This is a genomic window from Halomonas sp. H10-9-1, assembly GCF_040147005.1.
In the GTDB taxonomy this organism is placed as follows: Bacteria; Pseudomonadota; Gammaproteobacteria; order Pseudomonadales; family Halomonadaceae; genus Halomonas.
Window position 1 is genome coordinate 3,452,460 of the sequence record NZ_JAMSHO010000001.1, and the last position, 26,382, is coordinate 3,478,841.

Here is a 26,382-nt window from a genome sequence, read left to right on the forward strand (position 1 = left end):
TCTCCTTACAGCTCGTAGTCGATCAGTTGAGCTTCGCGCTTGAGCTCGTCGTCGCGGCACTCCTTGGCCCACACCTTGAGCAGGCCGCGCAGGGCGTCGCTGTCGCGTTTGCCATGCTCGCTGAGGTAGTTACGCGCGGCGACGATGCCACCTTCACGATGCGTCATGATCAGCCCACCAAGAACGTCCCACAGCGTCTGGGGGTTCTCCAGGCGGGCGGATGCGCGTTCCTCTGGCTTGAGCAGGCGCAGCTTGTTGCCCTTGATGGCCAGCGGGGCGGCGCGCTCGTCTTCGCCGACGTTGGCATAGGCCACCATGTCATCGCTGACGCGGTAGTTGCCGTTGCGGTTCTGCAGCCGGAAGTTGAGCGAACGGCTCATCTGCAGGGCGTCGTCGAAGGCGAAGTCGCCGAGGCCGTTGATGCCGAGCGCAATGACCGCCAGGCGAGACTCGGCATCCAGGTCATCGACGGTGACCAGGCCACCGGAGAGGCGGCTGACCTCTTCTTCTGCCACCACGCGGGCCGCTTCCTGCATCGCGCGGGTAGGCGGCACCTCGTCATCGCCATCCTGCACCGGCCAGTGGGCGGAGTAGACGCGCAGTGCACGGCCCCAGGAGGCGATCATCCGGTCTACGGGGTTGAGCTTGAGGCGCTCGAACTCGCCCAGACCTTCACGCACCGCAGCTTCCAGCTTGCCCTTGACCTCGTAGGCCCAGCTGGAGGGTTCGCGATTCCCACGATCCGCCGGGCGGCAGGCGATAAAGATAGTCGAGGCAGCAGCAGCGAGGTTCAGCTGGTGGGTAGACGCGCCGAACTCGGAATCGACAGGGTAAGTCGCCGTGATGTCCCAGCCAGACTGAATCAGGGAGTTGGTCAGAGTTTCCCAGGCATCTGAGCTCTTATGAGTAAACATCAGCGTCATGATGCCGTCCGGCTTGAGCACCCGTTTGCTCTCGGCAAATATGCCCTGCATCAGCTCTTCATAGCGAGCCTTGGCACCTTTGGCTGAGCCATCGCGGGCCGGGTTGGCAACAGCCTCCAGTGCTTTATCGGTCACTTCGTGATCGAACCAACCAGGGTAAAGGTCACCCAGCGTCTTTTTCTGCCAGACGTAGTAGAAGTCGGAAAGCTCACTGTATTGGACGTTGTCGTAGTAAGGAGGATCCATCACCACGGCATCGACGCTATTATCGGCCACATCGGGCATCTCAGTCGCCGAGCCTTGTGTTTGGGTAATATCATTCTCTTTCAAGTCCAGCTTTCCGCGCTCTTCTACAAGCTCCTCTATGCCTTTGTAGGCCGCCATTGCCTGAGAAAGTCCCCAACGGAAACCTGAAGAAGGACCAGCATAGACCATTTCACCAAAGGTCCATTTCAGAGAGAAGTCATGCCGACTAAATGTGCCGGAAATAGTTCCGCGCTGGGAAATCCAACGAGTCTGTCGGCTGTTATAGTCCACAATCTTATCGATCGCGAACTGAAGGTAGGTAATCAGTGCACGCCCCTTGTCTTCTCCAAACTCAGAGAGAATTTCAGGTTTCGCCTCCTGAAGTGCCTCCATCACGCTAAGATGGCCCAGCAGTTGACGTGGCGTAAACAGGTCTTCCCAACAGTTCATACCATAGCGAAGGGGCTCACTGGTTTTACTTCCAGGTGGAATTAACCCATTTGGCATCAGCCCTTTCATCTCAAACTCAAGGCGACGCTCCTCCAGCTCCTGCTCTGCCGCATGCAGCGCTTCCAAATCTTTCTGATTCGCCGCACGGAAGTAGCGCACCTTGCCTGTCTTGATCTCTCCCTTCCGCTCACCTGAGGCAAAGCGCTGCACCTTGCCATGCTTGTCCAGCTTGGGCTCGATGCGAATGCCGACCACGCAGTAGAGCACGTCCTTCCATTTGCCCAGCTCGGACTCGCCACGAGCCTGGCTTTTGATCTCATCGCCCGAAATCGCCTGATGACAGTGCACACATTGACCAACAGCGTTGGTGACAGTACCAGCATCCAGATCTTCACCGTTGGGACCGCGGTTACCAGCAGTGATCTCGAAAGGCTCGAAGTGCACGGTCTTATCCGGCTGTGGCTTGATCGCTACACCCCATTTATTCCCCTCTTTGGAAAGCCACAGGGAGTTGAGTAGTGGCGCATCGCCGGCGCAGTGAGGGCAAGTCACCTGGCGACAGTAGAGAAAATCGACAATGTCTTCACTATTGCACTTAGCCATCTCTTCTTGAGAAAGCTGGCCTGGCAGGTTTATCTCATGTTGACCGATGTCATTAACAAGTTGACCCAAAGCAAAATATGGAGCCAGCCTATACTCTACTTTGCAAAGAATCTTTTCCGCATAAAATTCTAAATCCCCCAGGAGACTTTTCCCAAATTTACAAGGGTAGTCAATCGTTGCTTTCAAGATCACACTAGCAACAGGGTTAAGCTCATTAGCAATAACTTTATGACCTAGCCTGAGAGCCTCAAATGGTATAGACCCGCCTCCAGATGTTGGATCAAGGATAACCTTCTGATCATTTTTATCAACAGGTACAACTGGCTGAGAAAATGCACGGGGATAGTTGTAAGCATCACCAGAAAAACGAATTCCGTGCTGCTTAGTAAAGGCCATCTTTTCTTTTGCCCATGCAGGATCCCCCATAGCCTCTGAGACATCTAAAATCTCACCTTCTCTCACACTAGGCAGCTCGATAGATTCATTTTTCCAAGCCACTATTACAGGATCATCATTTAATGTGGCATCTTTATCAATCAACGTGCCAATTTGTTTTCTATTTTCTTCGCGAATATTCTGCTCGCGCTCGTAGGCACGGAGTACAACGGCATCTACCTCGAGCTTGAGGCTTCCACCGATATTTACTATTCGTTTGCGAATCTTATCTTCGCCTAGTACCCAGTAGCCGTCATGAACATTGGCAACTAGAATACGAACCCCTAGCCCTTTTACAAACTGTTCAGGATCGGCATCGGCTGGCAGAAGCGAGGCCAAAATCGCTGCACGACTGGGTGTCAACGGCCGACGTGCCCACCATACGTGCAGGTAGTAGAGCGGCGGCAGCGCCGAGCTGGCTCCACGTTCACGCTGTGTTTCTGCCCCCACCTGATGACAGGGAAAGCCGGCTTCGATCAAGCGCTGGTCGTTGCTGAAATCCATGGTGCTGCGTCCTTGTAAAGCGACAGCCAGGCGGCGGGCCTGGCTGATGATGTCTGCGGCGCTTGGCGGCCGGTTACCTTGCGTGCCTGGCGGTACCCGCCTGGCAGCTTATGTATCTTTGCTCAGCCGCGAGCACGCACCTTCTCCAGGATGCGCGGCACGCGCTTGTCGCCGGCCTCACCGCACAGCAACATGCGCAGCCCGCTGGTGGCCCAACTGCGCAGCGCGGGGTCGGCGGTGGTGACGTTGGCCAGCCAGTAGACGGCCTCCTCCCGGGAGAACATCGCTACCCGGCGGCCGATCAACTCGATGCGGTCGACGTCCTTCACCTTGCTCTGCAGGCGGAAGAACAGCGCCAGGCGGGCGCCGGCGGCCTCATCCAGGGGGAAGTTGAGATCACTCCGCTTGAGCCCTTGGGTGGACATATAGCTCTCCAGGCCAAGGGGAATGCCCTGCTCGTCCTTCACCTCTTCCAGTATGCGCTTGAGCACCGGCAGGCAGGCTCGCACGCTGTCGCCATGCAGGGTGCCACGCTCCACATGCTTGGCGCGCGGGTTGGTGAGCCCCTCGATGTCGTCACGGTCCTCAGGGGCGATGCGCTCCTTGATGATCAGCACCGGCGGCGGCAGGTCCTTGTGGCGCGTCAGGCGCAGCGCATAGGGCGAGCGTTTGGCCAATTTGGCCAGCTGAGCCTCATCGGCCTGGTGACTCTTGCGGCGCGCGCGGGGGGCCGCCTTCTTTGCGGTAGTGGCCATCGACGGTGATTATCCTTCCAGTTGCTCTAGCATCTTGGTGAACTTGCAGTTCGGGTCCAGCTCACCCAGAGTCAGGCGTACCTGATGTTGCTCGGTGGTGAACTTCAGGCGGCTGTTCAACGCCGAAAACAGTGCCCGACTCTCGACCAGGGCGCCGACCGTGCTCGGACCCAGCATCAGCTGGAAACGGCCCTTGTCAGGAGTTTCCGCGCCGATCTGCAGCGCCTGCACCTCGGTCTGCGATTGGGCCAGCCCGGTACCGGAGAGCAGGTTGAAGAGCTGCTTGATCTTTTCGGGCGTACGCAGCACGAAGGAGCGGTTCTCCACCTTGGGCTTGGTGATCCATCCTCGGGCCTGGGCCGTCTGATAGGGCACCACGATGCCACTGGTGATGCCACCTACCGGCACGCTGTCGCCGGTCATCGCCTGCTCGGGGTCAGCATCCCCGCCGTCACCGAAGGCGTCCTGCGGGTAGGCCACCAGCTGCCGCTGGGCGAAGAGGTTCTCCAGCTGCTGCTGGTAAACGTGGGCATCGACCTTGTCGTGCTCCTGCTCGATGATCTTCGGCAGCTGGCCAAGGTCGACCTGGTCGCGGCTCTCGATGGTCTGGCGAATCCAGGCACCCACGGTGTTGGGATCGCGCACGATGCTTTCCAACCAGCCCAGCTGCTTGGCGTGCTCCTTGGTGCAGAGAATCCAGCCTTCGCCGCCGTTCTCCAGGGGCTCCACCGTGAGCGGAGGCGGGTTGTCCTTGTGGTAGAGGGCATCGGGCTTGTGGCTGGACTTGTCGGGCATATGGCCCAGGCACCAGCTGCTGCGCTTGGCGCCCTCCACCAGCACCGTGGCCAGCAGCGCCGGGCGTTGAAGGATCGGCCAGTTCCGGCGGGTGGCGAAACGCTCGACCAGGTCGCTGACGTTGACCTGCTTGAGGCTATCGAAGAACAGCTTGCCGAGCAGGGTGATAGCCTCCGCGGTGGAGGCACGCTCGTCGGTGATCAGCTCGCCCTCCTCGGCCAACTGCTTGAGGATGGCATCCTCCAGGTGCAGGCCACCGGAGCCGCCCGCGGTGGGGCCGGCGCCACGTTTGCCCAGGTCCCGGACCACCACGCGGCCGCCTTCACGCCCCGGGTAGATCAGGAAGCGATAGGCCTCGTCGATGGCGGTTCGCAACTCGGCCGGGCTCTTGGCTGCGCGCTCCTTGAACTCGCCCTTCTGCAGCTGGTCGTGGCTGACGCCCCAGTTCTCGGGGTTTTCCTTGAGTCGCTCCAGGGAGATCGCCTTGCGCGCCAGGGTGAGGATGTTCTGCCGGGCGCGGTGCTCCTGGTGGGTGCGCGACTCGGTCCAGGTGGTGCTGGCGATGTGGGTGGTGCTGGGAGCCAGCAGGAACACCTGGTTCTGATACTGACGCACCGCGTCACCGCGCCGCTCGATAAAGCGCGCCGGGTCCATCTCTTCCACCTCGAAGGCGAGGATACCCAGCTGCGGCTTGGGGGTCTTGTCAGGGATGCCTTCGCTGTCATCGATGTTGGGGTGAACATCGAACACAGAGGAGCCCTTGATCAGGCTGCGCACCACCTGCTCGACCCGCGTCATCGCTTCGGCATGAGCGACGTTGCCCTCGATGCGGCGCAGAATGTTGTTGAGAGTCGGCACGGTATCGGCGTAGAGGCGCCCATTGCGCTCACGCAGGTAGTTGGCCTCTCGCTCAATGGTTTCCAGCGCCGAGCGCACGGTAGCGGGCTTGATGGCCGGCGAGGCCATCTCGTAGACCGCCGAGGTGATGTCGATACCGAACTTCTCGTCCTGCAGGCCTCCTCCACGGCCGATCAAGCTGTGCAGGAAAACTGCACGCCACGCCCACTCATGCACCGGGTAGCCATCCGGATGAGGGTTGGCGGCATCCAGCTCGCCAGCCACGGTGCGGCTGGTGGCCTGGGTGCCAGAAGCCTTGCTGATATCGGAATCCAGCACCGGAACGAGGTCGCTGTTCTCGGTCTTACCCAGCAGCTCATTGCGGATGGTGGTGTCCGAGAGATCGATATGACCAGTCTGGATCAGCGGAATCGCCAGCTTCGCCTCCCAGATACGGCGCACGGCGCGCGCCAGGGTACGCAGCAGGCCGCGGGTGCCCTGGAAGCTCTCCACCTGGGCCAGCTCCTCTGAGAGAAACTCGATCAGGGTGGGGTGGAACGGATAGTGCGCCACCAGACGATCGTGCAGCTGCGGGTCATTGGCACCGGCAGGAAGATCGGTACCAGCCTGGCGGTAGGTCTCGATAAATGCCGAGGCCACTACACTGGCTGCCGCATGATCCACGGAGACGAACAAGCGCTTGGCCATGATGCGAGAGAGATCCCCCTCCTGCACCGGGGTGGTGGCCTCCGAGGTTCGGTTGACCACATCCAGCACGCCACGCTGTGCCTCGCGCACCACAGCCTCGGCCTCGGCCGAGCTCATGCTGTGGGTGGACTGCAGCTTGCGGATCAGCTTGTTGAAGTCGCCGAAGGCATTGGTGGCCGAGGCCAGACTCAGCACCACCGAGACATTGGCCCTGCCTGCCGCATAGGTGGAAAGCGACATCAGGAAGGCCGCCGACTGCTCGGCGCCTACACCGGGGAAGGCCGCCTCCATGCGCGAAAGGTACTGGGCAATCTCGTCGATTATGATCAGCGTCGGTCGGTCCCCGAACAGCGTATCGAAGAACTCATCCGAAGCCGGCGCGGAGGCGTCATCAAGACGCGACTGGATGGAGGCCTGCTGCTCGGTGGAAAGCGTCTGCTGGGCGATCATCCACCACAGGGTATTTGGCTTTGGCGCGGCGCCACCGGCGGTTTCACGCAGCGTATCCACGGTGTCACCAATGATGCCAACCACCTGCACCTGGCCCGGCGCCGGCAAGCGCTCGGGCGCGAGGATGCCGGTCATATGCTCGGCCAGCGGCTGCCCCTGCATGGCAGCATGGGCCAGGGCGATCAGGGTGTGAGTCTTGCCGCCCCCGAAGGCAGTATCGAGACGCTGCATGGCCGGACGCGACAGGTCACCGTTGGTCAGCCGCGCCAGGGCGTTGTCCAGGATGGTACACAGCCCCTGGGTCGGGTGCGTGGCATCGCGGAAAAAGGCCACCGGATCAGAGTAGAGCGAAGCGGCTCCCTCGCGAGCTTCACCCTTGCGATAGTCACCCAGCACCTTGCTCAGGCTGGCGGTGAAGATCTCGGGGTTGAAGGTGCCCGCCAGGATCTCTGGGCGTGGCTGACAGGTGGATAAAACGTCGCGCATCGGTTGCTCCCTGCAGTGGCGCCAGAGCTGCCTCCACGAGGCCTGGAGCCCTGGCCAGCTCGTTTATGGCTCTTTGCACGTCATGTTACGCCAGCCGCGTCGGATGGGTAAGGGGATCTGAGGGTCGGGGTGCTACACCAGCTTGAACGGCTCGATATCGCGGAAGATGCCGGTCTTGGTCATGTCGCGGCGCAGGGTGAAAGCCTCCATAGCCGCTACCGGGTCCACCTGGTCCAGCCTGTCGAAGTGGATCCTGCTCCACTGCTCGCGAGTGACCTTGACGCTGAACAGGTACTGGTCGCGCTCGCCGCCGGTAGCCTGGTCGGTGATCTGGCGATAGCCGGAAATCTTCGCCTCCTGCACGGCGGGCAGGCGGGCGAACACCGCACCCAGCACGCGAAAAGCGATGCCGTGGGCGTGGTCCCGATAGAGCTCGCGCTGCCGGGTGTCGCTGAGCCGGCGAGGCGTCAGCCTGATCTGCTTGGCGGGCATGGTCCAGTAGCGGTCGGGCATCTCGTCTTCACAGGGGAGGTCGATATCCACGGCAATGGTGCTGACGTCGCTGCCGAGGTCGAAGTCGATGGCGGTTTCACGGGGCCAGTCGATCTCCTCCAGGCGTTCGCGCAGCGTCTGCTCCATGGCGTCCGGGTCGTGCAGCACACCCTCCCCCTCGCGAAGATGGCGCGAGAACTCGGCCTGGTCGTGCGTCGCCTTGCGCCACTCCCAGTCGCGATAGGCCTGATCAAAGGCTGCCTGCCGGCGCCGGTTCTCCTCCTCGACGCGCCGCCTGGCGGGCGGCCATAGCCGATGCCACCAGGCGGGCTGACGCAGCGCCGGTGGCGCCGGCGGCGCCTCGGCGAAGTCTCGGCGAAGTCTCGGGTGACGTAGCCGGTGATATCCGGGTGGGGCGTCTCCTCGTGTAGCCGCCCAGGCGATCCAAGTCGGCGTTGAGGCGCTCGCAGTGCTGAGCCAGCTGCTCGCGCAGAGAGTCTCCGGCATGACGCCGCAGCACCCGGGCCTCGTCGTCGCTCATCGGCGTGCCGTCACCGTGGGCATAGTGGATGCCGCCATCACCGTCGATATCCAGCCGGATGGGCAGCGACTCGCCCTGAGCCAGCAGCGCCTCCAGGCTCCCCGCGGGGCTTGCGCGGCCGGCGCCGCTGCTTCCCCGCCCAGCCGAACGGCTCCGGGCGTTGAGCTTCTGGCGATAGGCGAGCCCGGTGCCGGGAATGCCCGCGTGGCCGTGCACGCCCCTTGGCCCCACGCTGAGGCTCGCGCCCCGCGGGCCCACCGAAAGCCCGAGGCCCCGCTTGCTCAGATTGAGGCGGATACCCGGCGCGAGGGTGATACGGCGCTGGAAGCGAAATCCCACGGCGACCTCCTTGTCGGTAGATGCAGACAGCGCTGCATTCTGCACAAGTGCGCCGACGCCTGGGAAGCGCATACTGCAAAAACCGCATAATCAGTGATTTAGGTAGGAGGCTTTCTGCAAAAGCTGCGGTTTCTTTCTGCAGCGCCGCTTCAAGCAGGCGGCGCCGCGACCGGTTGAGAAACAACCAGCGCCGGCAGCAACCCTTTGCCCTTTCCCTTTGCTGTACTCGCTCTACTCAGCCTTTCAGGGCAAGCCCCTTCCCCTTGAGCCCCCTTCCCTTCCAGTCTTTGGGCTTTTCAACCTTTGTCCTCGCCCCTTTGTGGGCTCCACCCGGTGGAGGCTCGCCCAGCAAGCGTCTATGCTAAAAGGCTGATGTACCCAGGGAGGGACGCCCATGGCGCTGAAATCACTACTGATGCGAGCCGCCAGCGCTGGCCGCCTGGCAGCTCGGAAGACTCTCGACGGTGGGCGGCAGGAAGGCTGGTCCGACGGCTGGCACACCCAGGCGAGCACGACAGACTCGCTTCGCCTGCTGCGCGATTCCGCCGTGGGCGTGGCCAAGTCCACTGCCCAAACGGCCACCACCCAGGAGGGGTGGCAGCGCATCGCCCGGGGAGCCGGCAAGGTAGCCGGGGGAGCGGCTGTAGTGGCTGGTGGTGTGGCTCAGGGCATCGTGAGCTCTGCTTCAGAGGCAGAGGGCTCCAATATAAACGATCCATGGAATGCAGATATTAGCGATCCCCGCACTAACCGCAGTGTAGGGGTCTACTTCGACCATACTGGGGCCCCAATCGATAGTCTCGGCAACCCTCTGCAAGAAGGGTAGCCATCTATTCTCACCTTGCGGGTACTCGCCCTGGTATAACGGACCCAGCCACACAGCTAGCTGTGATCTCTCGGTAGGTTGTTCATTCGGAACCCTACATCTGCCCTAGTTGTATGATTAGAAGATAGACAGCCCCATGCGGCCCGCCAGCTCGGTGATCATCGAGAGCCCTCGGGTGGAGTTGCCATGACTGTTGAGGGGCGGGCTCCAGGCGGTGATAACGCCGTGGCCTGGCACAATTGCCACGATGCCGCCGCCGACGCCGCTCTTGGCAGGCAGGCCCACAGAAAAGGCGAACTGGCCGGACTGGTCGTACATACCGCTAGTGGAAAGGATGGCATTGACGCGATGGGCGTCGCGCGGCGAGGTTACCTTTTCGCCGGTGATCGGATGCATACCTTGGTTGGCGAGGAACAGTAGGCTAGTGGCCAGCTCCTTGCAGCTCATCTCCACCGAGCACTGGAAGAAGTAGTGGGCCAGCACCTCGTCCACCTCGGCCTCGAGGTTGCCGAAGCTCTTCATCAGGTAAGCCAGGGCGGCGTTGCGGCTGCCGTGGCGGGTTTCCGAGGCCAGCACCTCGTCATTCACGTCGCAGTACTCGCTGCCTGCCAGGCGTCTCACGAAGCTGAGAAAGGCCTGGCGAGAGGACGAAAAATGCGAGACCAGGGTATCGGCCACCAGAATGGCGCCGGCGTTGATGAAGGGATTACGGGGAATACCGTGCTCCCACTCCAGTTGGACGATGGAGTTGAACGGCTGACCGGATGGCTCCATGCCGACCCGGCGCCACAGACCGTCGCCCATCCGCTGCATCGCCAACACCAATCCGAACACCTTGGAGATGCTCTGGATCGAGAAGGGAAGGTCGGCATCGCCGGCGGCATGGACCTCCCCATCCAGGGTGGCGAAGGCGATTCCGCAACGAGTAGCGTCAACCGTGGCCAGGGCCGGGATGTAGTCGGCTACCCGGCCCTCGATGGGCTGCTCCACGGCCAGCCGGTGAATATCCCGAAGGGCCTGGGGAAGCGAGAGGTCGGCGTCGGCGAGAAATTGCATGGCCTCAGTAACCGATGTAGTGAGCCACGACCAGAGCAATCCAGCACATAGCGTAGAGTGGCACCATGATCGGCAGGATCACGGGCAGCCACTGGGCATAGGAAACACGGCCCAGGGCCAGCATGGCCAGGATGCCACCGGCGGTAGGAGTGAACAGGTTAGTCAGCCCGTCGCCCACCTGGAATGCAGTAATCATCAGCTGCCGGCTCATGCCGACGAGGTCGGCCAGCGGGATCAGGATCGGCATGGTCACCAGCGCCTGGGCCGAGCCACTGGGGATGAACAGGTTGATCACACCCTGGATGACGCTGGCCACCACCGCGGCCAGTGCCACCGGCATGTCCCCCACGATGGCGCTCAGCGAGTGAACAATAGTGTCGATGATGTGGGCATCGCTGAGGATGACCTGGATCGAAGCGGCAAGGCCAATCACCAGCGCCCCGGCGGTCACGGAGGAGGCGCCCTCCATCATCCGCTGTACCAATTGATTGGCGCTGAGACCGCTGGCCAGCCCGATCAGGATGGCCATGAGCAGGAAGTTGCCGGCGATCTCCTTGATGTACCAGCCGCGGGTGAAGACGCCGAAGAGCATGATCACCAGGCCGGCCAGGAAGATGCCGAGGACGGCAAGGTTGTTGCGCGACAGGGCGTAGTCCTTGAGCTTCCGGCTCATCTCCACCGGTTCGTCGTCCTTGAACTCGATGTTGACCACGCGCAGGCAGATATAGGCGGCAAGCGTCGCCAGGCAGGTCACCATCATCAGGGTGCGCAGCCACCAGCCGGAAAACAGCGGCAGTTCGCCAATGCTCTGTGCCACCCCCACGGTGTAGGGGTTGATGGGCGAGAGCGCAAAGCCGATGGCGATACCGCCCACGGCCATGGTCACACCCACCAGGCGCGAGCAGCCGATGGCCGCGGCGATCAGCACACCGACGGGCACCAGGGCAATGTTGTTCTCGGCGCCTACGGCCATGCCAAAGAAGCCATAGATGAAGGTGCCCGCGGTGATAATCAGGTTGCGGCTTTTGATGCTGTTGCCCGCGCCCATCCTGTAGGCAGCAATGCCTATGGCGTTTTCCAGCGCCCCCGTGCCCTTGAGGATGTGGAAGAGTCCGCCGGCGATGAACACGATGAACAGGAACTGGGCGGCGTTGATCATGCCCTCGGGAATGGCCACGAAGACACGGAAGAAGTGCAAATTGGCAATATCGGATAGGTACTCGAAGGAGCCTGGAATTACCCTGCTCCGGCCATTCACCACTTCCCGCGCGAATTCGCCGGCGGGCACGAAGAAGGTCATCGCATAGACGACCACCAGCACCATGAAGATCAGGACCATGGGGTCTGGAAACTCTCGGAACCACTGACGTTTCCGGGAAGCGGCAGGCTTGCGGTCATCGGACTGTTGTTGGCTCATGGTCACCCTTTGGGTCGCTGTGCGACCTCGTTGGAGTTGTCGTGGGTTGTGGATCACTCGGAGCGGGAAGTTCCCTGCGAGAAGTAGCGGGACACCAGGCCCATCAGGAAGGTGGCGGCGGGTCCCATGCAGTCATCGTTGAAGTCGTAGTGCGGGTTGTGCACGCTGCATGGTCCCAGGGGCAACCCTTCGTCGTGGCCGTTATCGCCGTTGCCGACGATGAAGTAGCAGCCAGGCACCTGCTCGAGAAAGTAGGCGCAGTCCTCGCTGCCGGTAAGAGGCGCGGTGGGTGCTTCGACTCGCTCGTCGCCGAACATTTCTCGGGCGGTGTCGATGGCAAGCTGGGTCTCGGCCGGGGCGTTAATCAACACCGGATAACCGCGCACGTAGTCGATCTCGCAGCGGCAGTCGAAGGACTCTGCCTGGGACTCGGCCAGGGTGCGAATGCGGCGCTCGAGGGTATCGCGCACCTCGGGGTCCAGGGTACGCACGCTGAGCTCTAGCTCAGCGCTGTTGGGAATGATGTTGGCGCTGGTGCCGGCCTGCATCCGACCTACGCTGATCACAGAGACGAGGTTGGGATCGACGTTGCGCCCGACGATGCTCTGCAGTGCCAGCACGGTGGCAGCCGCTGGCAGAGTGGGGTCGGCGGCCAGCTGCGGCAGGGCCCCGTGGCCGCCCTTGCCAATGAAGGTCAGCGTGACCGTGTCCGAGGAAGCCATGAAGGCACCCTCCCGGAAACACAGGTGGCCCACGGGCTTGCCGGGGAAGTTGTGTAGCGCAAAGAGGGCGTCGCAGGGGAAGCGCTCGAAGAGGCCGTCTTCGATCATGCACTTGGCGCCGCCGCCGCCACCCAGCTCCTCAGCGGGCTGGAAGATCAGGTTCAGGGTGCCGCTGCCGGGCAGCCCCTGCTCGCGATGCTGGCGGGCCAGGGCCTCGGCAGCACCCAGTAGGATGGCGGTGTGGCCGTCATGGCCGCAGGCGTGCATCTTGCCGGGTACCTGGCTGGCCCAGGGCAAGCCCGTCTCCTCCTGGATGGGCAGGGCATCCATGTCGGCGCGCAGGCCGAGTCGCGGGCCCGAATTGTCGCCCCAGCGCAGCACTCCGACCACGCCGGTAGTGGCGATGCCGGTGTGAACCTCATAGCCCCACTCCTCCAGCCGCTCTGCCACTAGCTGGCTGGTGGCAAACTCCTCGAAACCGAGCTCAGGGTGCTGATGGATATGGCGGCGGCAGGCCTGCATCTGGTCGATATCTGGCGTGATCGTCGAATGGGCTGTCATTGGCTTCGCCTCTTAGCATTGGAATTTGCGTCAAGAAAACCGATGTTGTCAGTGGTGACTGATATCGAAAAGACGATAAAATCTACTTGATGACACGCATAGGTGTTCACTTGAGATGAAAAACCACCATTTGAGGGCCCTGCTGAAGGTGGCCGAAGAAGGGTCGATTCGAGGGGCCGCCAGGGCGCTGCATCTGAGTCAGAGCGCCCTGACCCGCGCGCTGCGCGAACTGGAGGCCGACCTTGGATCGGAGCTGCTGATACGCAGCTACCGCGGCGTCGAGTTCACACCGTCGGGCAAGGTGCTACTGAAACGGGCGCGCCTGGCGTTCTCCACCCTGGACAAGGCCAGGGATGAAATACGTTGGCTGCGCGGCGACTCGGGCGTGCAGGTCACGGTGGCGGTGACCACCGCAATCGCGACCACGTCTCTGCCCGCCGTGCTTCGAGAGTTCGAGCGCGAGCAGCCTGATGCCAGCCTCAGCCTGGAGGAAGGCATGATGAGCACGGTGCTACCGGGCCTGATGGAGGGACGCATCGACTTCGCCATCGCCGTGGCCGAGGCGGATCAGCTACCCCACGAGATCACCTTCGAACCGCTGACCGAGCTGCTCTCGGAACCCATGGCGCGTGAAGGTCACGCATTGCTGGGTGCCACCGACTGGTCGCAGATGGCTGAGGCGCGCTGGGTGCTGAACCTGGAGGTCGGCAGCTCGGCACAGCGGCTGATCGACTGGCTCGAGGCTCAAGACATCTCGATCTCGCAGCGAGTGGTGAAGTGCGATTCTCCAATCATGATGGTCGAGCTGATGCGACGCACTGATCTGATCGGCTTCGGCCCGCGGTTCTTTGTCGACGATCCGCTTTCCGGCCGTGGGTTGGCCTGCTTCGACACCCTGGCCACCTTTCCTGCCTATACTATCGGCCTGCTCAAGCTGCGCGGCGTGCCCCTCCACCCCGGTGCCGAGCGGCTCGCGACCCTGTTCAGATGCCATATCTCCTCGCTGAATCTATCGCGCCGGCCATCGAGTCAATGAGTGAGTTCAGTACCGGACTCTCCATGTTCTATGAACCCTCTTGAGGCGTATCCGACAAACTCAGTGACCGCAAGCTGCCAAAGCCGTAGTCCCCCCTCAACTATTCCTACCTCAGTTTTCCACCAGAGCCGCTCGATTGGGTTTGGCTCCCCCCCTTCTGCCCGGCACTTTGAGAGGGTGCTGTGGATTGAGTAACGCTACGCCCCAAGGAGTCACCCACCCTCATCCCTGCCCACCCCAGTACCGCCACCCAGAGCCCGGGCAGCACCAGGAACATCATCCCCTCCACGAACTGCAGCACCATGCGGTCGTAGAGGTTGTTGGCGGCGGAGAGCCAGCTGAGCTTGGCGGCGTCGCTGCGGTAGAGCAGATCCACCAGGTTGGCGTTGATCCAGCGGGCGAGCTCCCACCAGAAGGTCAGGAACCACATGGCGAAGAGCCCGAAGGTGGCCATGCCGGCGACCTTGAAGCTGTAGCCGGAGATGACCATGACAAACGGCAGGCAGATGATGATGGCCATCACCAAGATGCCCTGCACCATCGGCAGCGCCTGCTTGAGCATGTCCATGCCGGCCTGGAACGGCAGGATCGACAGGGTGCCGCCTATGGCCGAACCGGCGGTGACGGTGGCATCCCAGAAGCTGCTACCACCATCCAGCCCCCGAAAGCCCACCACCGCCTGATCCAGGTTGCCGCTGGCGGCACCCGAGCGGGGGCTGACCAGGCGCCGAATCACATAGTCCTCGGCGTCGCTGCCGGTGAAGACGCTGCGGAAGTCATCCCAGAACCCCGTGCTCACCTCATCATGCAGCCGGGCCCTCAGGCCAACACTCTCGGCTGACCACCACTCCTGGCAGGAGGGGTAGCCGGGCATGCCGGGGCCGGTGTTGGGGCGGGAGACATCCCGGCTGGCCTCGTAGGGGAAGCCGGCGATGGGCCGCCCGGCGTAGAAGCTGTCGTAGTAGCCGGCCGTGGTCTGAAAGTAGTTCGAGCCGATCCAGTCCACGTCCATGGCGCGGGTCGCCTCGATGGTGCCGCCCTCCTGCAGCAGCCGATTACGCGCCGGGCCGAAGCACTGGCGCTGAAACTCGCCGACCTCCTGTTGCAGCCCCGGGTCTTCGACGCTGTGCAGGTCCAGCTCCATGCGGATGGACTCGAAGTCCGTGGAGCAGGGAATGGCGTGGATCGCCGCGGCGGTCAGCCCGTGGGATACCGCATGCACCCCCGCCCACCACAGCGGAATCCTCGCTTGCTGGCCACCGATCGAACTCTCGGTCGCACCGAACGCCCCCTCGGACCAGCCGCCCGCGGCGAACTGTCGAGTGCCGCACTCCAGCGAGCGGCTCTCGTCGATATCGGCGGTGGCCAACTGAACCTGCAGCAGCGGCAGGCAGGTGAAGGCGTAGGCCAGGATCATGGCGTAGAGCCGGGTCTCGATGCGGTTGACCGTGAGGATGCCCTTGGTCCCCGCCTCGTCGCCCTCCTGCCGGGCCTTGAACCACTCGGAGAGAACCAGGGTGATGAACGGCACCGCGGCGATGCCGGTGCCCACCATGACGTTCCAGATGGCGTTGTTGATGATCCAGCCCAGCAGCGTCATGGCGTTGGCGAAGTAGTCGAACACCACCAGCGGCGCAGTAAGCAGGCCCCCCATCAGGCACCTCCCAACTGGTTGATCAGGTTAGTGACCTCCAGCAGGACGAGGATGCCCAGAGCCATCAGCTCGAGCCGCCGCAGCTTGGCGAGCGCCTGCTGCCCATCGTCGCGATCCCGGCGCAGCCGCGCCACCGCCAGGGGGCGCATCTTACGCCACCAGACCAGGTACAGCGCGGCGTAGAGGCTCAGCCGCCAGGCCAGCAGCCACGGCCAGGCGGCCTGCCAGGCGCTATGGTGGGCCTCGATCCCACCCAGCAGCCGCACGCTGATGGCCAGAATGGCACCGCTCAGCAGGAACATGACAACCAGCACCGCCATGGCGACCAGCAGCGACGGCCAGCGGGCCGGATTCATCCAGGAGAAAACACGTGGGGCCATCAGTCACCGCCCTCCTCGCCGACTGGGCGTCCGCGGCCGTCCAGGGCCGCATCCGGCCGGAAGGTCTCGCCCTGCGAGGCGCCCTGGCTGCGCCGGGCGGCCCGCTCCAGGGCGATGCCGGCCGCGCTGTTGCCCAGCGCCTGGCGGATCTCCATCTCAGAGCGCAGCGACTCGATATCCCGATCCAGGGCCACCAGCTTGCGATCCAGCGCCGACATGCCCTGCTCGTTGTCGGCGATGCCCGGGTCACTGCTGCCGGCCAGCAACAGCCGGCGCGCCCACAGCGCCTTGGTCAGGGTTCTGGCCAGGGCCATCTCACCGCTCAGACGATGGATCAGCAGCGAGGCCTCGGGATCGCTGCGCAGCGACTCGATCACCCCGCGGGAGACGGTCAGGCCGTCGCCGGCGGAGACCTGGCGCAGGTTCTCCGGGGTCAGCGGCTCGCTGCCGTCGACCAGCCCCTGCAGCAGCCCGTAGACCTCCTGCTGCTCACGCTCCAGCTCGCGGACCAGGCCACTGCCGGCCTGGGTCTCGCTGCGCTCGCAGCCGTCGCAGGTGCGAATCGACTGCTCACCGATCACCGTCTGGGTCCACTCGGCGGCCTCCTCGGGACTCTGCCAGACCGTGCACATGCCGCCCAGGCAGCTCCCTGCTCCGCTGCCTGACCCCGAGCCACCACCGCTCCCATCAGAAGCACCGCCCAGCCCACCGCCGCCGATCCAGGTGCCCTCGTTGGTGGCCACCGATCCCCAGCCGCCACCGCCACCCGCGATAGGGGCCGTGCTGGTGGTGTCGTCACGGCCGTGCAGCAGGTTGTAGCCGGCGCGGGCGGTGTCCTCTACCACACGAATTGGCGCTTGACCCTGGCCACCGCGGTGCTGACCACCTACCCAGGTCACGCCCTGATTGCCGCCGGACTGGTCGACCTGCTCCTGAGCTGAGACCACATCGGCGTTGGATTGCGCGGCACTCTGCCAACTCTCGGCCATGGCCATCTGTTGCCACCCTTGGCCGGAGACCATATCCGCCATCTGCTCCGACATCTTGCGGCACGACAGGGAGGCACGATCGAAGTCGATCCGCCCCTGGAGTACCCCGTTGCTCAGCAGGTCGTAGAGCCCGGGGTTGGCTCGCTGAATGATCATGGCGGGCAGCGAGGCCACAGCACTTTGAGCGTTCTGGACCACCGTCCCCATCAGGTTCTGGAAGCCATTGGTGATGCCGTTGAGCTGGTTGGAGACCGTCGCGCCGATGTCGAAGTTGCCGCAGGAGGCGTTCATGTTCCAGCTGATGCCGATGCCGCGGCTGTTGGGGTTGTAGCCCCGGCCGGCGGAGACGCTGAAGGGGGAAGCACCACCAATCTGGTAATAGAGCGCATCGGCGGACTGCGCCTGGGCTTGGGTAGACAGCAGCCCCACCACCAAGGCGCCTGCCAGTGGCGTAAGGGCGACGCGTTGCATGCGAGATCCTTTCATCGTGCCTCTCTCCTTCAGGGGACTGCGTAGAGCAGGGTCTGGCCGCGACGCTTGCAGCAGCGATAGGGGCGCCACAGCGACCAGGCGTAGTCACCGCCCGCGTCCAGGCGGTCGGCGTAGGTGTCGGTGACGCCGCGGTCCGGCCACACCCGGCAGGCGTTGCTTATGTTGGGCGTGAGGCGCTGCCAGCGATGGGTCGAGGCATCACCCTCCTTGACCGGCCCGGGCGGCCAGTAGCCGTCGCGGCTGGCGGCCACCAGCGGCGTGTAGACGTGGGGCTGCCCGCTGCGGGTGACGACATCGGCAGAGCGCTGGGCGGTGGTCGCCGCGGTCTTGTAGTCGTGCACCTGGGTCAGGAAGCCGCTGCGCGGGTAGATGTTGCCCCACAGGTCGCCGGGCTGGCCTAGCTCACGCATGCCGGGCGTGAGTGCCTCGGGGTAGAGCGATTCGGGAATGCCGCTGCGCCACGCGAGGGCATCCAGGGTCGAGAGGTGGTAGGGCTGGAAGGGCGTCGCTGCCCCAGCGCACGACATGCCGAAGGCGCTGGCGAAGCTGCTGAAGGCACCGCCGGCGGGGTGGCCGATGGCATCCACGTTCTTGAAGCGCAGGTGCTCATGTCGCGCCCGGTTGGCATCCGAGGTGCTCTGCCCGCCTGCCAAGGCCTCACCCAAGGGTGGCGAGAGGGTGGCCACCTCCCACCAGGGGTTGTCACCGGTGTTCTCGTAGCTGGAGACCACCAGCTCGGGGATATAGTGGCGTACCTGCACCGAGGTGCGGATCGAGCAGCCCGACCAGGAGCAGTTGAGCCAGACACAGACACCGATGACCTGGTAGTCCAGACACTGAGTGGAGAGTGCCGAGGCGACGATCTGCGGCGTCGTCAGGGCCTGGGCAGGCCGCTCCACCACCCCCAGGTTCAACAGCGCACCGCCCAGCACAACCCCCGCCGTCTTGAAGAGCCTCATCGGCGGCCCTCCTTCCCCACTATCTGCTCGGCTTCTCTCAGCGCCTTGGCCACGTCCGGCTGGCCGTAGATCACATGGCGGCCATCGATCACCACGGCGGGGACCTTCTCAACGCCCAACTGCCAGGCCCTGACCAGCCCGAGATAGCTATCGGCATAGCGGTCGGCCATCTCCTGCCACTCAGGCGTCGCCATGCGCTCACGCATCATGGCCTCCGCGAGTTCGGGATCAGCAGGAAGATCTTGCGACAGCTCGGCATCCAGGCGACCGGAGGCATCGAGTTCGATCACCGCCACGCCCGAGGGCACATTGACGGCCGGCTCCCCGGCGATGGTAAAGACTTCGATAGCTGGCCCAGCGAGTGCAGGGCCTGCCAGGCAGGCAGATAGCCCGAAAACGACCAGCCAGCGGCGTGGGTGGTGTCTCTCCATGCTTGCCACTCCAGTAGAACAAGGAACTGGCACAGCATTACGGAGTCAACTTTGAGCTGCAGCAGAGAATGTTAACTCTGCCGCAGGGTGTTTTCTGGATCAGCAGCCATCCACATCCCAGCGCACCCATCATCATGCTGGCAACTGTCACAGCCCCGGTTAATTGAAGAGAGACATTGATTCAAATAACAGCAGCCACCATACTTGTCTCCAACACTCACCCAACGCAAGGAAACGCATGTCCATTCTCAACACCTACATGCAGAAGGAACAGCAGCTCAAGCAGCTCCAGGAAGAGCTCGACAAGCTGAAGAACGACGACCGCCTCAAGGCCGAGCTGGAATTAAAGGACAAGCTCGAAGCTCTGATGCGCGAGTTCGACAAGTCAGCCGCTGACGTCATCAAGCTGCTGGACCCGAAGCCGGCCACCGCCAAGGCCGCCAGCACCACGTGCACTGGCCGCGCCAAGCGCAAGCTGAAGATCTATAAGAACCCGAACACCGGTGAAGTCGTCGAAACCCGCGGCGGCAACCAGAAGACGCTGAAGGCATGGAAAGAGGAGTACGGCCCCGAGACCGTTGAGGGGTGGCTGGTGAAAAATGAGGATTAAATCAAGGTCTACCTTGATGACTCTTAACCCACGAAGCAGGCTGCCTTCTACATGTAACCCATCGACCCATCACTCATTATTTCAGGTTAAATAACTGCACAAGGTTGTGCCGTCGCCGGCCGTGAGGCCGGCGAGAATCTATGCCACTGCAGCAGATAAAAATATCTGAGATAGTTTGGCACAGTACCGGCGATAATCACTTTGACCAAAATGGTCTAAACAGTTGCCGGATTAACATGCTCATAGAAGGCAAAAATATCGCCATCCTAGAGTTCTCAAGACGGCTTCCCAAATTGTATGCCAAGCAGCTTGCTTTCCGCATCGTCACCTTTCAGCTTAAGAACCACCGAGTTAGACAAGCCATCTATCCCTTCACCATCTAAATATGGAATCATTGAGCTATAATTCTCTGTATTCAATGTGGCAATATACTGTTTACCATTATCTCTCAGGGCCTGATTCACAAATTTAAACCAACTCGCTCTTGCCCCCGGATCAATGTCAGCGAACAACCTATTGTCATGCCATAGCATATCTACTGCATGGTTTGCCCCGTGCGCATAAATCAACCAATCAAAGCATAGAATTCGAGCTGCATTTATTCCATCAGAATCATCTCCCTCAATTTGCACAGCTAGGTCATAGCGAACTTGATTGTCGCCCATATTTGCTTCTGCCACTATTCCTGAAGGAGCTCTTGGGTACATTTTTTCCGCCAAGCGCGAAAACTCAACATCATACTCATGCAAGGGGTCTGAGGCAATATAGGAGGCAGCAAGCCGATCTTCCTCGACACGCTTTTCTCGAATCTTTTGAGCTTTTTCCTGCAGCTCATCTGTGAAATTCAAAAACTTATGAAGACGCTCTCTCTCCTCCTCATAAATTGCTACTTGCTTTGCAATAGCAGCATATTCATCCAAGGCTCTCTTGCCTTGTAAGTATTTGAGCTTCTCATCTCTCTCATCTGACAAAACCTCTCTTTTACGCTCCAACTCTCTCTTCTGGCTTATTATTTTTAACTTATCATTCTCAAGACGCCTACGCCGATTTATTGACAGCGTGTTATGAAAATTTTCGACTGCATCGAAATGCGCAAGCGCCTCTGGCTTGAATATTTCCTTAAGTCCATCATAAAGATCCATCAAATCTTTCTTAGAAATATCAGGATGTTGAGCTATCGACTTCTCAATGTTATTAACCTGAAAATCAAACAAATCTATTTTTTTCCCCAGGCCTCTAATTTCCTTGGTAAGCTCACCAGCTTCCAACTCTAAAGCTCTATAATCTTCAGCCACCTGAAATCTATCAAGATCAGCCTTCAGCCTAGGTATTTCTCTATCGAGCCATTCGGAACGTACTTTTGGTTGAGCTCCAGCCCTGAACATGTCTTTCAGGACAGAATCTTGCTGCCAACTCTTCACGGCTTTATTTATATCATCAAGCTCAAGTTTATGCTTTCTCTTGTTTACGATCAATGAGCAATCCAGGCCAAGCAAATAGAAAGTCCGAAGCCTAGCATCGAAATCTGACTCTCTATTTGTTTTTATAGGGTCTAGACAGTCTTCTCTCGAGTAACGCGCAAACCTCTTAAACAACGACCTAAATGATATAAAAGGAACATCGCCATCTATTTTAAAAACCCCGACCGAATCCAGCCACTCTCTATATTTTCTTAACTTTATAGGGGAGTCATTAATAGTTATTTTCTTTCCATCACCAGTCCTGGAGACCCTGTACTCCTTCCCCTTAAATGAAAACAAAAGGCTAAACCACCAGTCAGGAACTGCTGACACAAGCCTCGGATCAGCGTTGGCTCCTAAACAGTGGTGGACAAGTCCCAAAGCGAGTGTCTTACCTACCCCGTTGCTGCTGCCTTCTTGCTCGTGCGAACTATCCCCAATAATTAGAGTAATACCAGATCTGTTAAAATACACTGGCTTAAAAGTAGGGCGGTCACAAGTCAAACTAATTAAGCGCATTAGCCACTACCTTTGTCTTCAGATTTCATTGAGACTCGACTATGATCAGCAACATAAACTCTACCGTCTGGGGTTGCCTCAGCCACCTGAATTGCAAACAAAACATCAACAGCCAGAACAAGCTGAGTAAAACTAGGCTTTATCATGCTTCCATTTCGATCACTTGACATTACTGCCCACAACTCGTCAACACTCTTCGGCTCAACCAAATAACCACGGATATAACCAGCAATAGCCACTAGGGAGCTGGAAAAACGCACATGCTTATGAGGCAATAACATTGTCTGGATTTTCATATGCATCACAAGTCTCAAAGTATTTCGCCAACACAATCTCAGCGGCCATTCTAAACCCAGACATTTGCTGAGGGTGGCTTTTAACTTCTGGAGGAATAAGGCTATCCACCATCCAAAAATAGCGCATATCTGAAAAACTTTCAATACTATCAGGAATTACCAGCTTGCTTTCTTCGTAGATATCCCTTACTTCTTTCGATATAGACTGCTTGTAATCTTCACCGATCGACTCCAAAAAATCATCTATTAAAAACACTTGATATGAATTTGATTCAAGCCTTACTCCAACGCGCTTACTCAACCCATTAAAGTCAATTTTAACATCAAAATCCGGCGCATCTTCATTCAGAAAATCAAGATTCGAAACTGACTTTTCAGCCAAAAAACTTAGCAACTCCCCTACAGCTCGAGAGTCAATAAAATCTGGGGCTTCAGGTGGGATATATCCAACAATATCTTGGCGCTGATCATCGACCAGCCCCATAAAAAGCCTCATCAACTCATCCCCTCCCATAGCAGCCGAATGGAGAAGAGACTTATCCTGTTTTAATTTTAACAGCGCAGCACCAACAGGTGCTGGGATTCCCTGAAACCGGTCATTCATCACAAATGAGTACTTTTGAACACTTCCCCATTTCTCTATCAACTTATCGAAGTCCTCTACGGCCTTCCTCACCACTTCAAATTCTTTTATATTACTATTAGGCTTCGGACCAAAAACTTGATAATAATGGAGCTCACTTTCCACCCAGCCGTCATTCCCACCGTCCCCCCAATTACCCCATGGAGACACTGCTTGAAAGCCAGGCTTTGCATAAGCCATCAATCTAGAAAAAAGTGCCTGAAATCCATCACCACTGGACTCATGAAGCTTGAGCTTAAAAAACACTCTATACAAGTAATCTTGCTGCGATGTGCTCAACCTTTTTTCTCCTAACACAGTTTAAATATTACAATGATTTTCCATCTAAAAAAATAAAAGACCTCATTACTTTACTGGCATGGCCAGAAATTAGCGTTGCTGAAAATTTGAACATTTTGACAAAACAATGGGGGAGGTGTCACCTGCTCGGCTCATTTTTATTGAAAAAAACCTCGCTTCTCATCCAGCCGCTGGGTGATATGCAGCACCGCCTCGAGCTCCGAGCAGCCCTGCTCGCGCATCACCCGCATGCGCTCGGCCTTCTCCTCGCCCTCGGTGCCGGCGAGGGCCAGGTAGAGGCTGGGGGGCACCACCCGGAACAGCGCCTCCAAGCGCCCTGACAACACCACCCCCTCGGTGTACTTCTTCGAGACCTTGGTGGCAGAGGCCATCAGTTTGCGCTGGGTGGCGGTGAGCTCCTTGAAGCGGCTGACCTGCTCGATCTCGTCCGGCGGCATGTAGAGGCACAGCCAGAACTCGATCATGTTGAGTAGCTTGCGGGCGGCGTCCGGGAAGTCCTCGAGGTTCTGGGTGGCCATCCAGATCCAGTGGGAGAGCTTGCGACCCATCTTGCCCACCTTGACCAGGTAGGGGCTGAGTAGCGGGTTGACGGTGAGCAGGTGGCACTCGTCGATGACCTGGACGATGGGCCGCCCGCTGTACTGGTCGCGCTCGGCCAGGTTAGTGATCATGTTGGTGACACTGATTACCGCCAGGGCGAGCTGTGCCTCGTAGCCCTCCCGGGCGAAGTGGGCCAGGTCAATGATGGTCACGTCGCACTCGGGCCAGGCGGTACCGGGGCGGTTGAACACCTCGCCGTCGAAGCCGTCGCAGAAAAGCCCCATGGCCTCGCCCATGTCATAGGCGCGGCGTTGCCGCTCCTCAGGGATCGCCGTGTCGCGTGAGATTGCATAGAGTGCCTCGCGCACGTCCTGGGTCATGCAGTCGCGGCCCTCTTCCCGACAGCGCTCCGCCGCCCGGTAGATGGCGTCGCGCACCATGCGCCGGTCGGCGCGGCGAAACTCCCGTTCCTCCTTGGGATCCCCGCCGGTGATCATCAGCCGGGCGGTGATCTCCATCTCGCCCAGCAGGTCGCGCTCCTCATCGGGCTGCTCCTCGTCCTCCTCCAGGGGCGCCTCTTCGAAGGGGTTGGCGTCCTCGGCGTCTCGGGCGAGGCGCCTCTCCTCCACCTCGTTCTCCAGCAGCCGCGTGGCCGCCGCGAACGGCGGCAGCCTGGCCCCGCAGCCCGGCGAGAGCTTGACCTGGTTGACGCTCATCCCCTTGCGCTCGAAATACTGGCCCAGCAACCCGAAGCTGTTGCCCATCTCGATGATGAAGAGCCGCGGGCGGTGCATGGCCATGACCTGGCTCAACACGCCGTTCAGGGTGGCCGACTTGCCGGCCCCGGTGGGGCCGAACACCAGCATGTGGGCGTTGGCCGAGCGGTCCTCGAGGTTCAGCGGGTCGAAGCTGAAGGTCTCGCCGCCACGGTTGAAGAAGGTCATCCCCGGCCGGCCGGTACCGCGGCCGCGCCCGAATACCGGCGCCAGATTTGCCAAGTGGTGGACGTAGTTAAACTGGGTGTACCAGCGGTTCTTGCGATCCTGCTCCGGGTCGAAGTTCATTGGCAGCCAGCGCAGGTAGGTGTTCAGGCCGGCGACTTCATCTTCAGGATCCACCGGCGAGAGGTTCACCTGCAGCAGCTGAGTGGCCAGCTCCATGCTGCGCTGCTGGAGATCCTGCTCATCCTCACCCATCAGGAAGAAAGCCAGGGTACTCTGGTAGAGCTTGTGGTTCTGGCCCAGGTAGCGGCGGGCGGTGTCGCAGTCCTCGCGCACCTGGCGGGCCAGCACGCTGTCGCCCACCGCCTTGCTGTGCAGGCGATTGATATGGTCCTCCAGGGGCTCCTGGGGCGTCGCCACGATGGTCAGCACCGCCTCGGTGCCCTCGGGCAGCTTGTCCATCAGGGCGTTGCTGGCCTGGCCGTCGGAGCGGCGCACCTCGCCGGTGAGGTGGCCCACCACCGGCGCCCGGCGCATCTCCTCCACCACCACGCAGCACTGGGGCAGCCCATCGAACCACCAGAGCCCGGTCTCTACATCGCCCCGGGGCGAGTTGAAGAGCATTCCCTCGGCCAGGTCGTAGTTCCAGGCCACGTCACCGGCGTCCTCGGGGTAGTCGCACAGGGCGTAGAAGCGCGCCGGGTCATCGGGGGCCAGCCGCGGCCGCGGGTTGAAGCGCGGCAGCAGCCAGCGGTGAAAGGCGCGCCCGTCATAGCGCTTCAGGCGCAGGCCCGCGCCGTGCAGCGCGGCGGCCAGCCGCTCGTAGACCTGATTGGCGGCCTGCTCGGGGGAGAGTCCCCGCTGGCGTTCCCCCGCCTGGCGCTTCTTGCCGAGCCAGCGGTAGAGCACCAGGCGCGTGCGGCGGGTCTGGCCCCGCCAGCGGGTCTGGGTCACGCCGTCATCCTGGAACAGCCCGCCCGGTTTGGAAATGGCCTTGAGGTGAGCGCCCATGCTCGCCAGCCAGTCCTGGGTGAACTCGGTCTCCCGGGCCCGCGGCCGCACATAGTCGCGCATGCGCTCCAGGTCGGGGCGAGCGTCGACCTCATCCTTGACGAAGAGCTGCACCACCCAGGGGTGCTGCTCATACTCCGGCAGGCTGTCCTGGAAGGCAGCCTCGATCTGGTCACGAATCGCCTCCAGGGACTCCGGGGCGCGGCCCTCGGTGGCAATGGGAAAGATCTCGGCCACCACGCCCACCGAGGCCCCGTCCTCGAGGAGGAAGCAGCCCGATCCGGGCAGGTACTCCACCCAGGGCAGGTAGTTGCTGAACGAGGGCGCCCGGCGGAAGTGCGAGCGCAGCTCGGCAACGGAAGGTGCCTTGCCCCGAGGCAGAGCCAGCGGCCGGCCCTGCACGTCGCTGCTGAGCGCGACCAACCCCTCTGGCTCGGCCGCCTGAGTCTTGTGCTCTTCGGACTCATCCCGGTCTGATAGCACGGCATCCAGCACCTGGCCTTGATCGCCCTCACCCGCCTTGGCGCTGCCAAACAGCCGGTTCATCAGGTCGTCGAACTGCGACATCAGAGAGCCCTCCCGTCGACCCAGTCCGCAGTGGCTCGCGCACTCTCACCGGGCATGGCGTACTGAACGCGTTGATAGAGGGGAAACACCGTCGAGTAGCCGGGTACCGGCACCTGCTCAGTTCCTGCCAGGTGGGGAAAGACGTACATCACCAGGTCCGGGTTGGGTAGGCGGCGGAACTGGCTGTAGATCTCGTTGCCTACATCGCGGCTGTAGCGCAGGTGCTCCGTTACCATGTCATCACTCTTCAGCGGACGGCGAAGCTCGCTGCGCACATCCAGCGGGCGGCGCTCACCAGTACTTTGGCCGGCCTGGTTCTGCCAAATCTCCATCATGGTGGTATCGCCCACCGGCATCAGCTCTTCCTGGGAGGTGGCGCAGCCCGCCACCAGTAGGGTGGCCATCAGA

At 60.9% G+C, this 26,382-nt stretch carries 20 protein-coding genes; 2 read left to right on the forward strand and 18 right to left on the reverse strand.

The features are described 5' to 3' along the window. Positions 1 to 5: 5 nt before the first annotated feature. The 8 genes from NFH66_RS16025 to NFH66_RS16060 form a co-directional block, all read right to left on the reverse strand. Positions 6 to 3,161, reverse strand: a complete 3,156-nt coding sequence (locus NFH66_RS16025; protein ID WP_349611219.1) for a DUF1156 domain-containing protein — start codon at positions 3,159 to 3,161, stop codon at positions 6 to 8. Between the two features lie 122 nt (positions 3,162 to 3,283). Beyond that, positions 3,284 to 3,916: a DUF7680 family protein gene (locus NFH66_RS16030; RefSeq protein ID WP_349611220.1), complete on the reverse strand. Its 633-nt coding sequence runs from the start codon at positions 3,914 to 3,916 to the stop codon at positions 3,284 to 3,286. A gap of 9 nt (positions 3,917 to 3,925) precedes the next feature. Continuing rightward, a complete protein-coding gene (locus NFH66_RS16035) occupies positions 3,926 to 7,192 on the reverse strand; it encodes a DUF499 family protein (RefSeq protein ID WP_349611222.1) in 3,267 nt (1,088 codons plus the stop codon). A gap of 132 nt (positions 7,193 to 7,324) precedes the next feature. Next, positions 7,325 to 7,852: a hypothetical protein gene (locus tag NFH66_RS16040; RefSeq protein ID WP_349611224.1), complete on the reverse strand. Its 528-nt coding sequence runs from the start codon at positions 7,850 to 7,852 to the stop codon at positions 7,325 to 7,327. Positions 7,853 to 7,934: 82 nt separating this feature from the next. Beyond that, positions 7,935 to 8,564: a DUF4236 domain-containing protein gene (locus NFH66_RS16045; RefSeq protein ID WP_349611225.1), complete on the reverse strand. Its 630-nt coding sequence runs from the start codon at positions 8,562 to 8,564 to the stop codon at positions 7,935 to 7,937. 943 nt (positions 8,565 to 9,507) lie between these two features. Further along, the gene (locus tag NFH66_RS16050; RefSeq protein WP_349611227.1) at positions 9,508 to 10,446 is read right to left on the reverse strand and encodes a glutaminase; all 939 of its coding nucleotides are present in this window, start codon (positions 10,444 to 10,446) and stop codon (positions 9,508 to 9,510) included. A gap of 4 nt (positions 10,447 to 10,450) precedes the next feature. Continuing rightward, positions 10,451 to 11,863 (reverse strand): YfcC family protein, encoded by a 1,413-nt coding sequence (locus NFH66_RS16055; RefSeq protein ID WP_349611228.1) that lies wholly within the window; start codon positions 11,861 to 11,863, stop codon positions 10,451 to 10,453. Between the two features lie 53 nt (positions 11,864 to 11,916). Next, on the reverse strand, positions 11,917 to 13,146 hold the full coding sequence (locus NFH66_RS16060; protein WP_349611229.1) for a M20 aminoacylase family protein: 1,230 nt from the start codon (positions 13,144 to 13,146) through the stop codon (positions 11,917 to 11,919). 115 nt (positions 13,147 to 13,261) lie between these two features. On the opposite strand from NFH66_RS16060, the gene NFH66_RS16065 reads away from it, so the two are divergent. Continuing rightward, positions 13,262 to 14,182: a LysR substrate-binding domain-containing protein gene (locus NFH66_RS16065; RefSeq protein WP_349611230.1), complete on the forward strand. Its 921-nt coding sequence runs from the start codon at positions 13,262 to 13,264 to the stop codon at positions 14,180 to 14,182. A 106-nt stretch (positions 14,183 to 14,288) separates the two neighbouring features. Here NFH66_RS16065 and NFH66_RS16070 read toward each other — a convergent pair whose 3' ends face one another. The 5 genes from NFH66_RS16070 to NFH66_RS16090 are packed head-to-tail and all read right to left on the reverse strand — an operon-like array spanning position 14,289 to position 19,087. Then, complete coding sequence (locus NFH66_RS16070) at positions 14,289 to 15,836, reverse strand: conjugal transfer protein TraG N-terminal domain-containing protein (protein ID WP_349611231.1); 1,548 nt, start codon at positions 15,834 to 15,836, stop codon at positions 14,289 to 14,291. Beyond that, positions 15,836 to 16,216 carry a hypothetical protein gene (locus NFH66_RS16075; RefSeq protein ID WP_349611232.1) on the reverse strand — a complete coding sequence of 127 codons (381 nt, stop codon included), beginning with the start codon at positions 16,214 to 16,216 and terminating at the stop codon, positions 15,836 to 15,838. Before NFH66_RS16075 ends, NFH66_RS16070 begins: the two co-directional genes overlap by 1 nt. Further along, positions 16,216 to 17,676 (reverse strand): integrating conjugative element protein, encoded by a 1,461-nt coding sequence (locus NFH66_RS16080; RefSeq protein ID WP_349611234.1) that lies wholly within the window; start codon positions 17,674 to 17,676, stop codon positions 16,216 to 16,218. Before NFH66_RS16080 ends, NFH66_RS16075 begins: the two co-directional genes overlap by 1 nt. 29 nt (positions 17,677 to 17,705) lie before the next feature. Beyond that, complete coding sequence (locus tag NFH66_RS16085) at positions 17,706 to 18,656, reverse strand: TIGR03756 family integrating conjugative element protein (RefSeq protein ID WP_349611235.1); 951 nt, start codon at positions 18,654 to 18,656, stop codon at positions 17,706 to 17,708. Next, a complete protein-coding gene (locus NFH66_RS16090; protein ID WP_349611237.1) occupies positions 18,653 to 19,087 on the reverse strand; it encodes a TIGR03757 family integrating conjugative element protein in 435 nt (144 codons plus the stop codon). The genes NFH66_RS16085 and NFH66_RS16090 overlap by 4 nt, the downstream gene beginning before the upstream one ends. A gap of 238 nt (positions 19,088 to 19,325) precedes the next feature. On the opposite strand from NFH66_RS16090, the gene NFH66_RS16095 reads away from it, so the two are divergent. Next, positions 19,326 to 19,697: a histone-like nucleoid-structuring protein, MvaT/MvaU family gene (locus NFH66_RS16095; RefSeq protein ID WP_349611239.1), complete on the forward strand. Its 372-nt coding sequence runs from the start codon at positions 19,326 to 19,328 to the stop codon at positions 19,695 to 19,697. 275 nt (positions 19,698 to 19,972) lie between these two features. On the opposite strand, the gene NFH66_RS16100 is transcribed toward NFH66_RS16095, so the two are convergent. The 5 genes from NFH66_RS16100 to NFH66_RS16120 all read right to left on the reverse strand — a co-directional run bounded on the left by NFH66_RS16100 (position 19,973) and on the right by NFH66_RS16120 (position 26,378). Then, complete coding sequence (locus NFH66_RS16100) at positions 19,973 to 21,676, reverse strand: DUF2326 domain-containing protein (RefSeq protein WP_349611241.1); 1,704 nt, start codon at positions 21,674 to 21,676, stop codon at positions 19,973 to 19,975. After that, positions 21,676 to 21,972, reverse strand: coding sequence for an ABC-three component system middle component 6 (locus NFH66_RS16105; RefSeq protein ID WP_349611243.1), 297 nt, complete (start codon positions 21,970 to 21,972; stop codon positions 21,676 to 21,678). The genes NFH66_RS16100 and NFH66_RS16105 overlap by 1 nt, the downstream gene beginning before the upstream one ends. After that, entirely contained in the window at positions 21,941 to 22,894 is a 954-nt protein-coding gene (locus NFH66_RS16110) for an ABC-three component system protein (RefSeq protein ID WP_349611244.1), read from the reverse strand. Before NFH66_RS16110 ends, NFH66_RS16105 begins: the two co-directional genes overlap by 32 nt. A gap of 158 nt (positions 22,895 to 23,052) precedes the next feature. Next, positions 23,053 to 25,974, reverse strand: coding sequence for a conjugative transfer ATPase (locus NFH66_RS16115; protein WP_349611245.1), 2,922 nt, complete (start codon positions 25,972 to 25,974; stop codon positions 23,053 to 23,055). Beyond that, positions 25,974 to 26,378, reverse strand: coding sequence for a TIGR03751 family conjugal transfer lipoprotein (locus tag NFH66_RS16120; RefSeq protein ID WP_349611246.1), 405 nt, complete (start codon positions 26,376 to 26,378; stop codon positions 25,974 to 25,976). The genes NFH66_RS16115 and NFH66_RS16120 overlap by 1 nt, the downstream gene beginning before the upstream one ends. Between the last annotated feature and the right edge of the window lie 4 nt (positions 26,379 to 26,382).

Coding starts and splice junctions, on each gene's coding strand:
- NFH66_RS16100 (WP_349611241.1), bottom strand. CDS start 21,676: ATGCGCTTAATTAGTTTGACTTGTGACCGCCCTACTTTTAAGCCAGTG.
- NFH66_RS16085 (WP_349611235.1), bottom strand. CDS start 18,656: ATGAGGCTCTTCAAGACGGCGGGGGTTGTGCTGGGCGGTGCGCTGTTG.
- NFH66_RS16060 (WP_349611229.1), bottom strand. CDS start 13,146: ATGACAGCCCATTCGACGATCACGCCAGATATCGACCAGATGCAGGCC.
- NFH66_RS16090 (WP_349611237.1), bottom strand. CDS start 19,087: ATGGAGAGACACCACCCACGCCGCTGGCTGGTCGTTTTCGGGCTATCT.
- NFH66_RS16095 (WP_349611239.1), top strand. CDS start 19,326: ATGTCCATTCTCAACACCTACATGCAGAAGGAACAGCAGCTCAAGCAG.
- NFH66_RS16025 (WP_349611219.1), bottom strand. CDS start 3,161: ATGGATTTCAGCAACGACCAGCGCTTGATCGAAGCCGGCTTTCCCTGT.
- NFH66_RS16115 (WP_349611245.1), bottom strand. CDS start 25,974: ATGTCGCAGTTCGACGACCTGATGAACCGGCTGTTTGGCAGCGCCAAG.
- NFH66_RS16070 (WP_349611231.1), bottom strand. CDS start 15,836: ATGGGGGGCCTGCTTACTGCGCCGCTGGTGGTGTTCGACTACTTCGCC.
- NFH66_RS16120 (WP_349611246.1), bottom strand. CDS start 26,378: ATGGCCACCCTACTGGTGGCGGGCTGCGCCACCTCCCAGGAAGAGCTG.
- NFH66_RS16080 (WP_349611234.1), bottom strand. CDS start 17,676: ATGCAACGCGTCGCCCTTACGCCACTGGCAGGCGCCTTGGTGGTGGGG.
- NFH66_RS16035 (WP_349611222.1), bottom strand. CDS start 7,192: ATGCGCGACGTTTTATCCACCTGTCAGCCACGCCCAGAGATCCTGGCG.
- NFH66_RS16105 (WP_349611243.1), bottom strand. CDS start 21,972: ATGAAAATCCAGACAATGTTATTGCCTCATAAGCATGTGCGTTTTTCC.
- NFH66_RS16030 (WP_349611220.1), bottom strand. CDS start 3,916: ATGGCCACTACCGCAAAGAAGGCGGCCCCCCGCGCGCGCCGCAAGAGT.
- NFH66_RS16055 (WP_349611228.1), bottom strand. CDS start 11,863: ATGAGCCAACAACAGTCCGATGACCGCAAGCCTGCCGCTTCCCGGAAA.
- NFH66_RS16075 (WP_349611232.1), bottom strand. CDS start 16,216: ATGGCCCCACGTGTTTTCTCCTGGATGAATCCGGCCCGCTGGCCGTCG.
- NFH66_RS16065 (WP_349611230.1), top strand. CDS start 13,262: ATGAAAAACCACCATTTGAGGGCCCTGCTGAAGGTGGCCGAAGAAGGG.
- NFH66_RS16050 (WP_349611227.1), bottom strand. CDS start 10,446: ATGCAATTTCTCGCCGACGCCGACCTCTCGCTTCCCCAGGCCCTTCGG.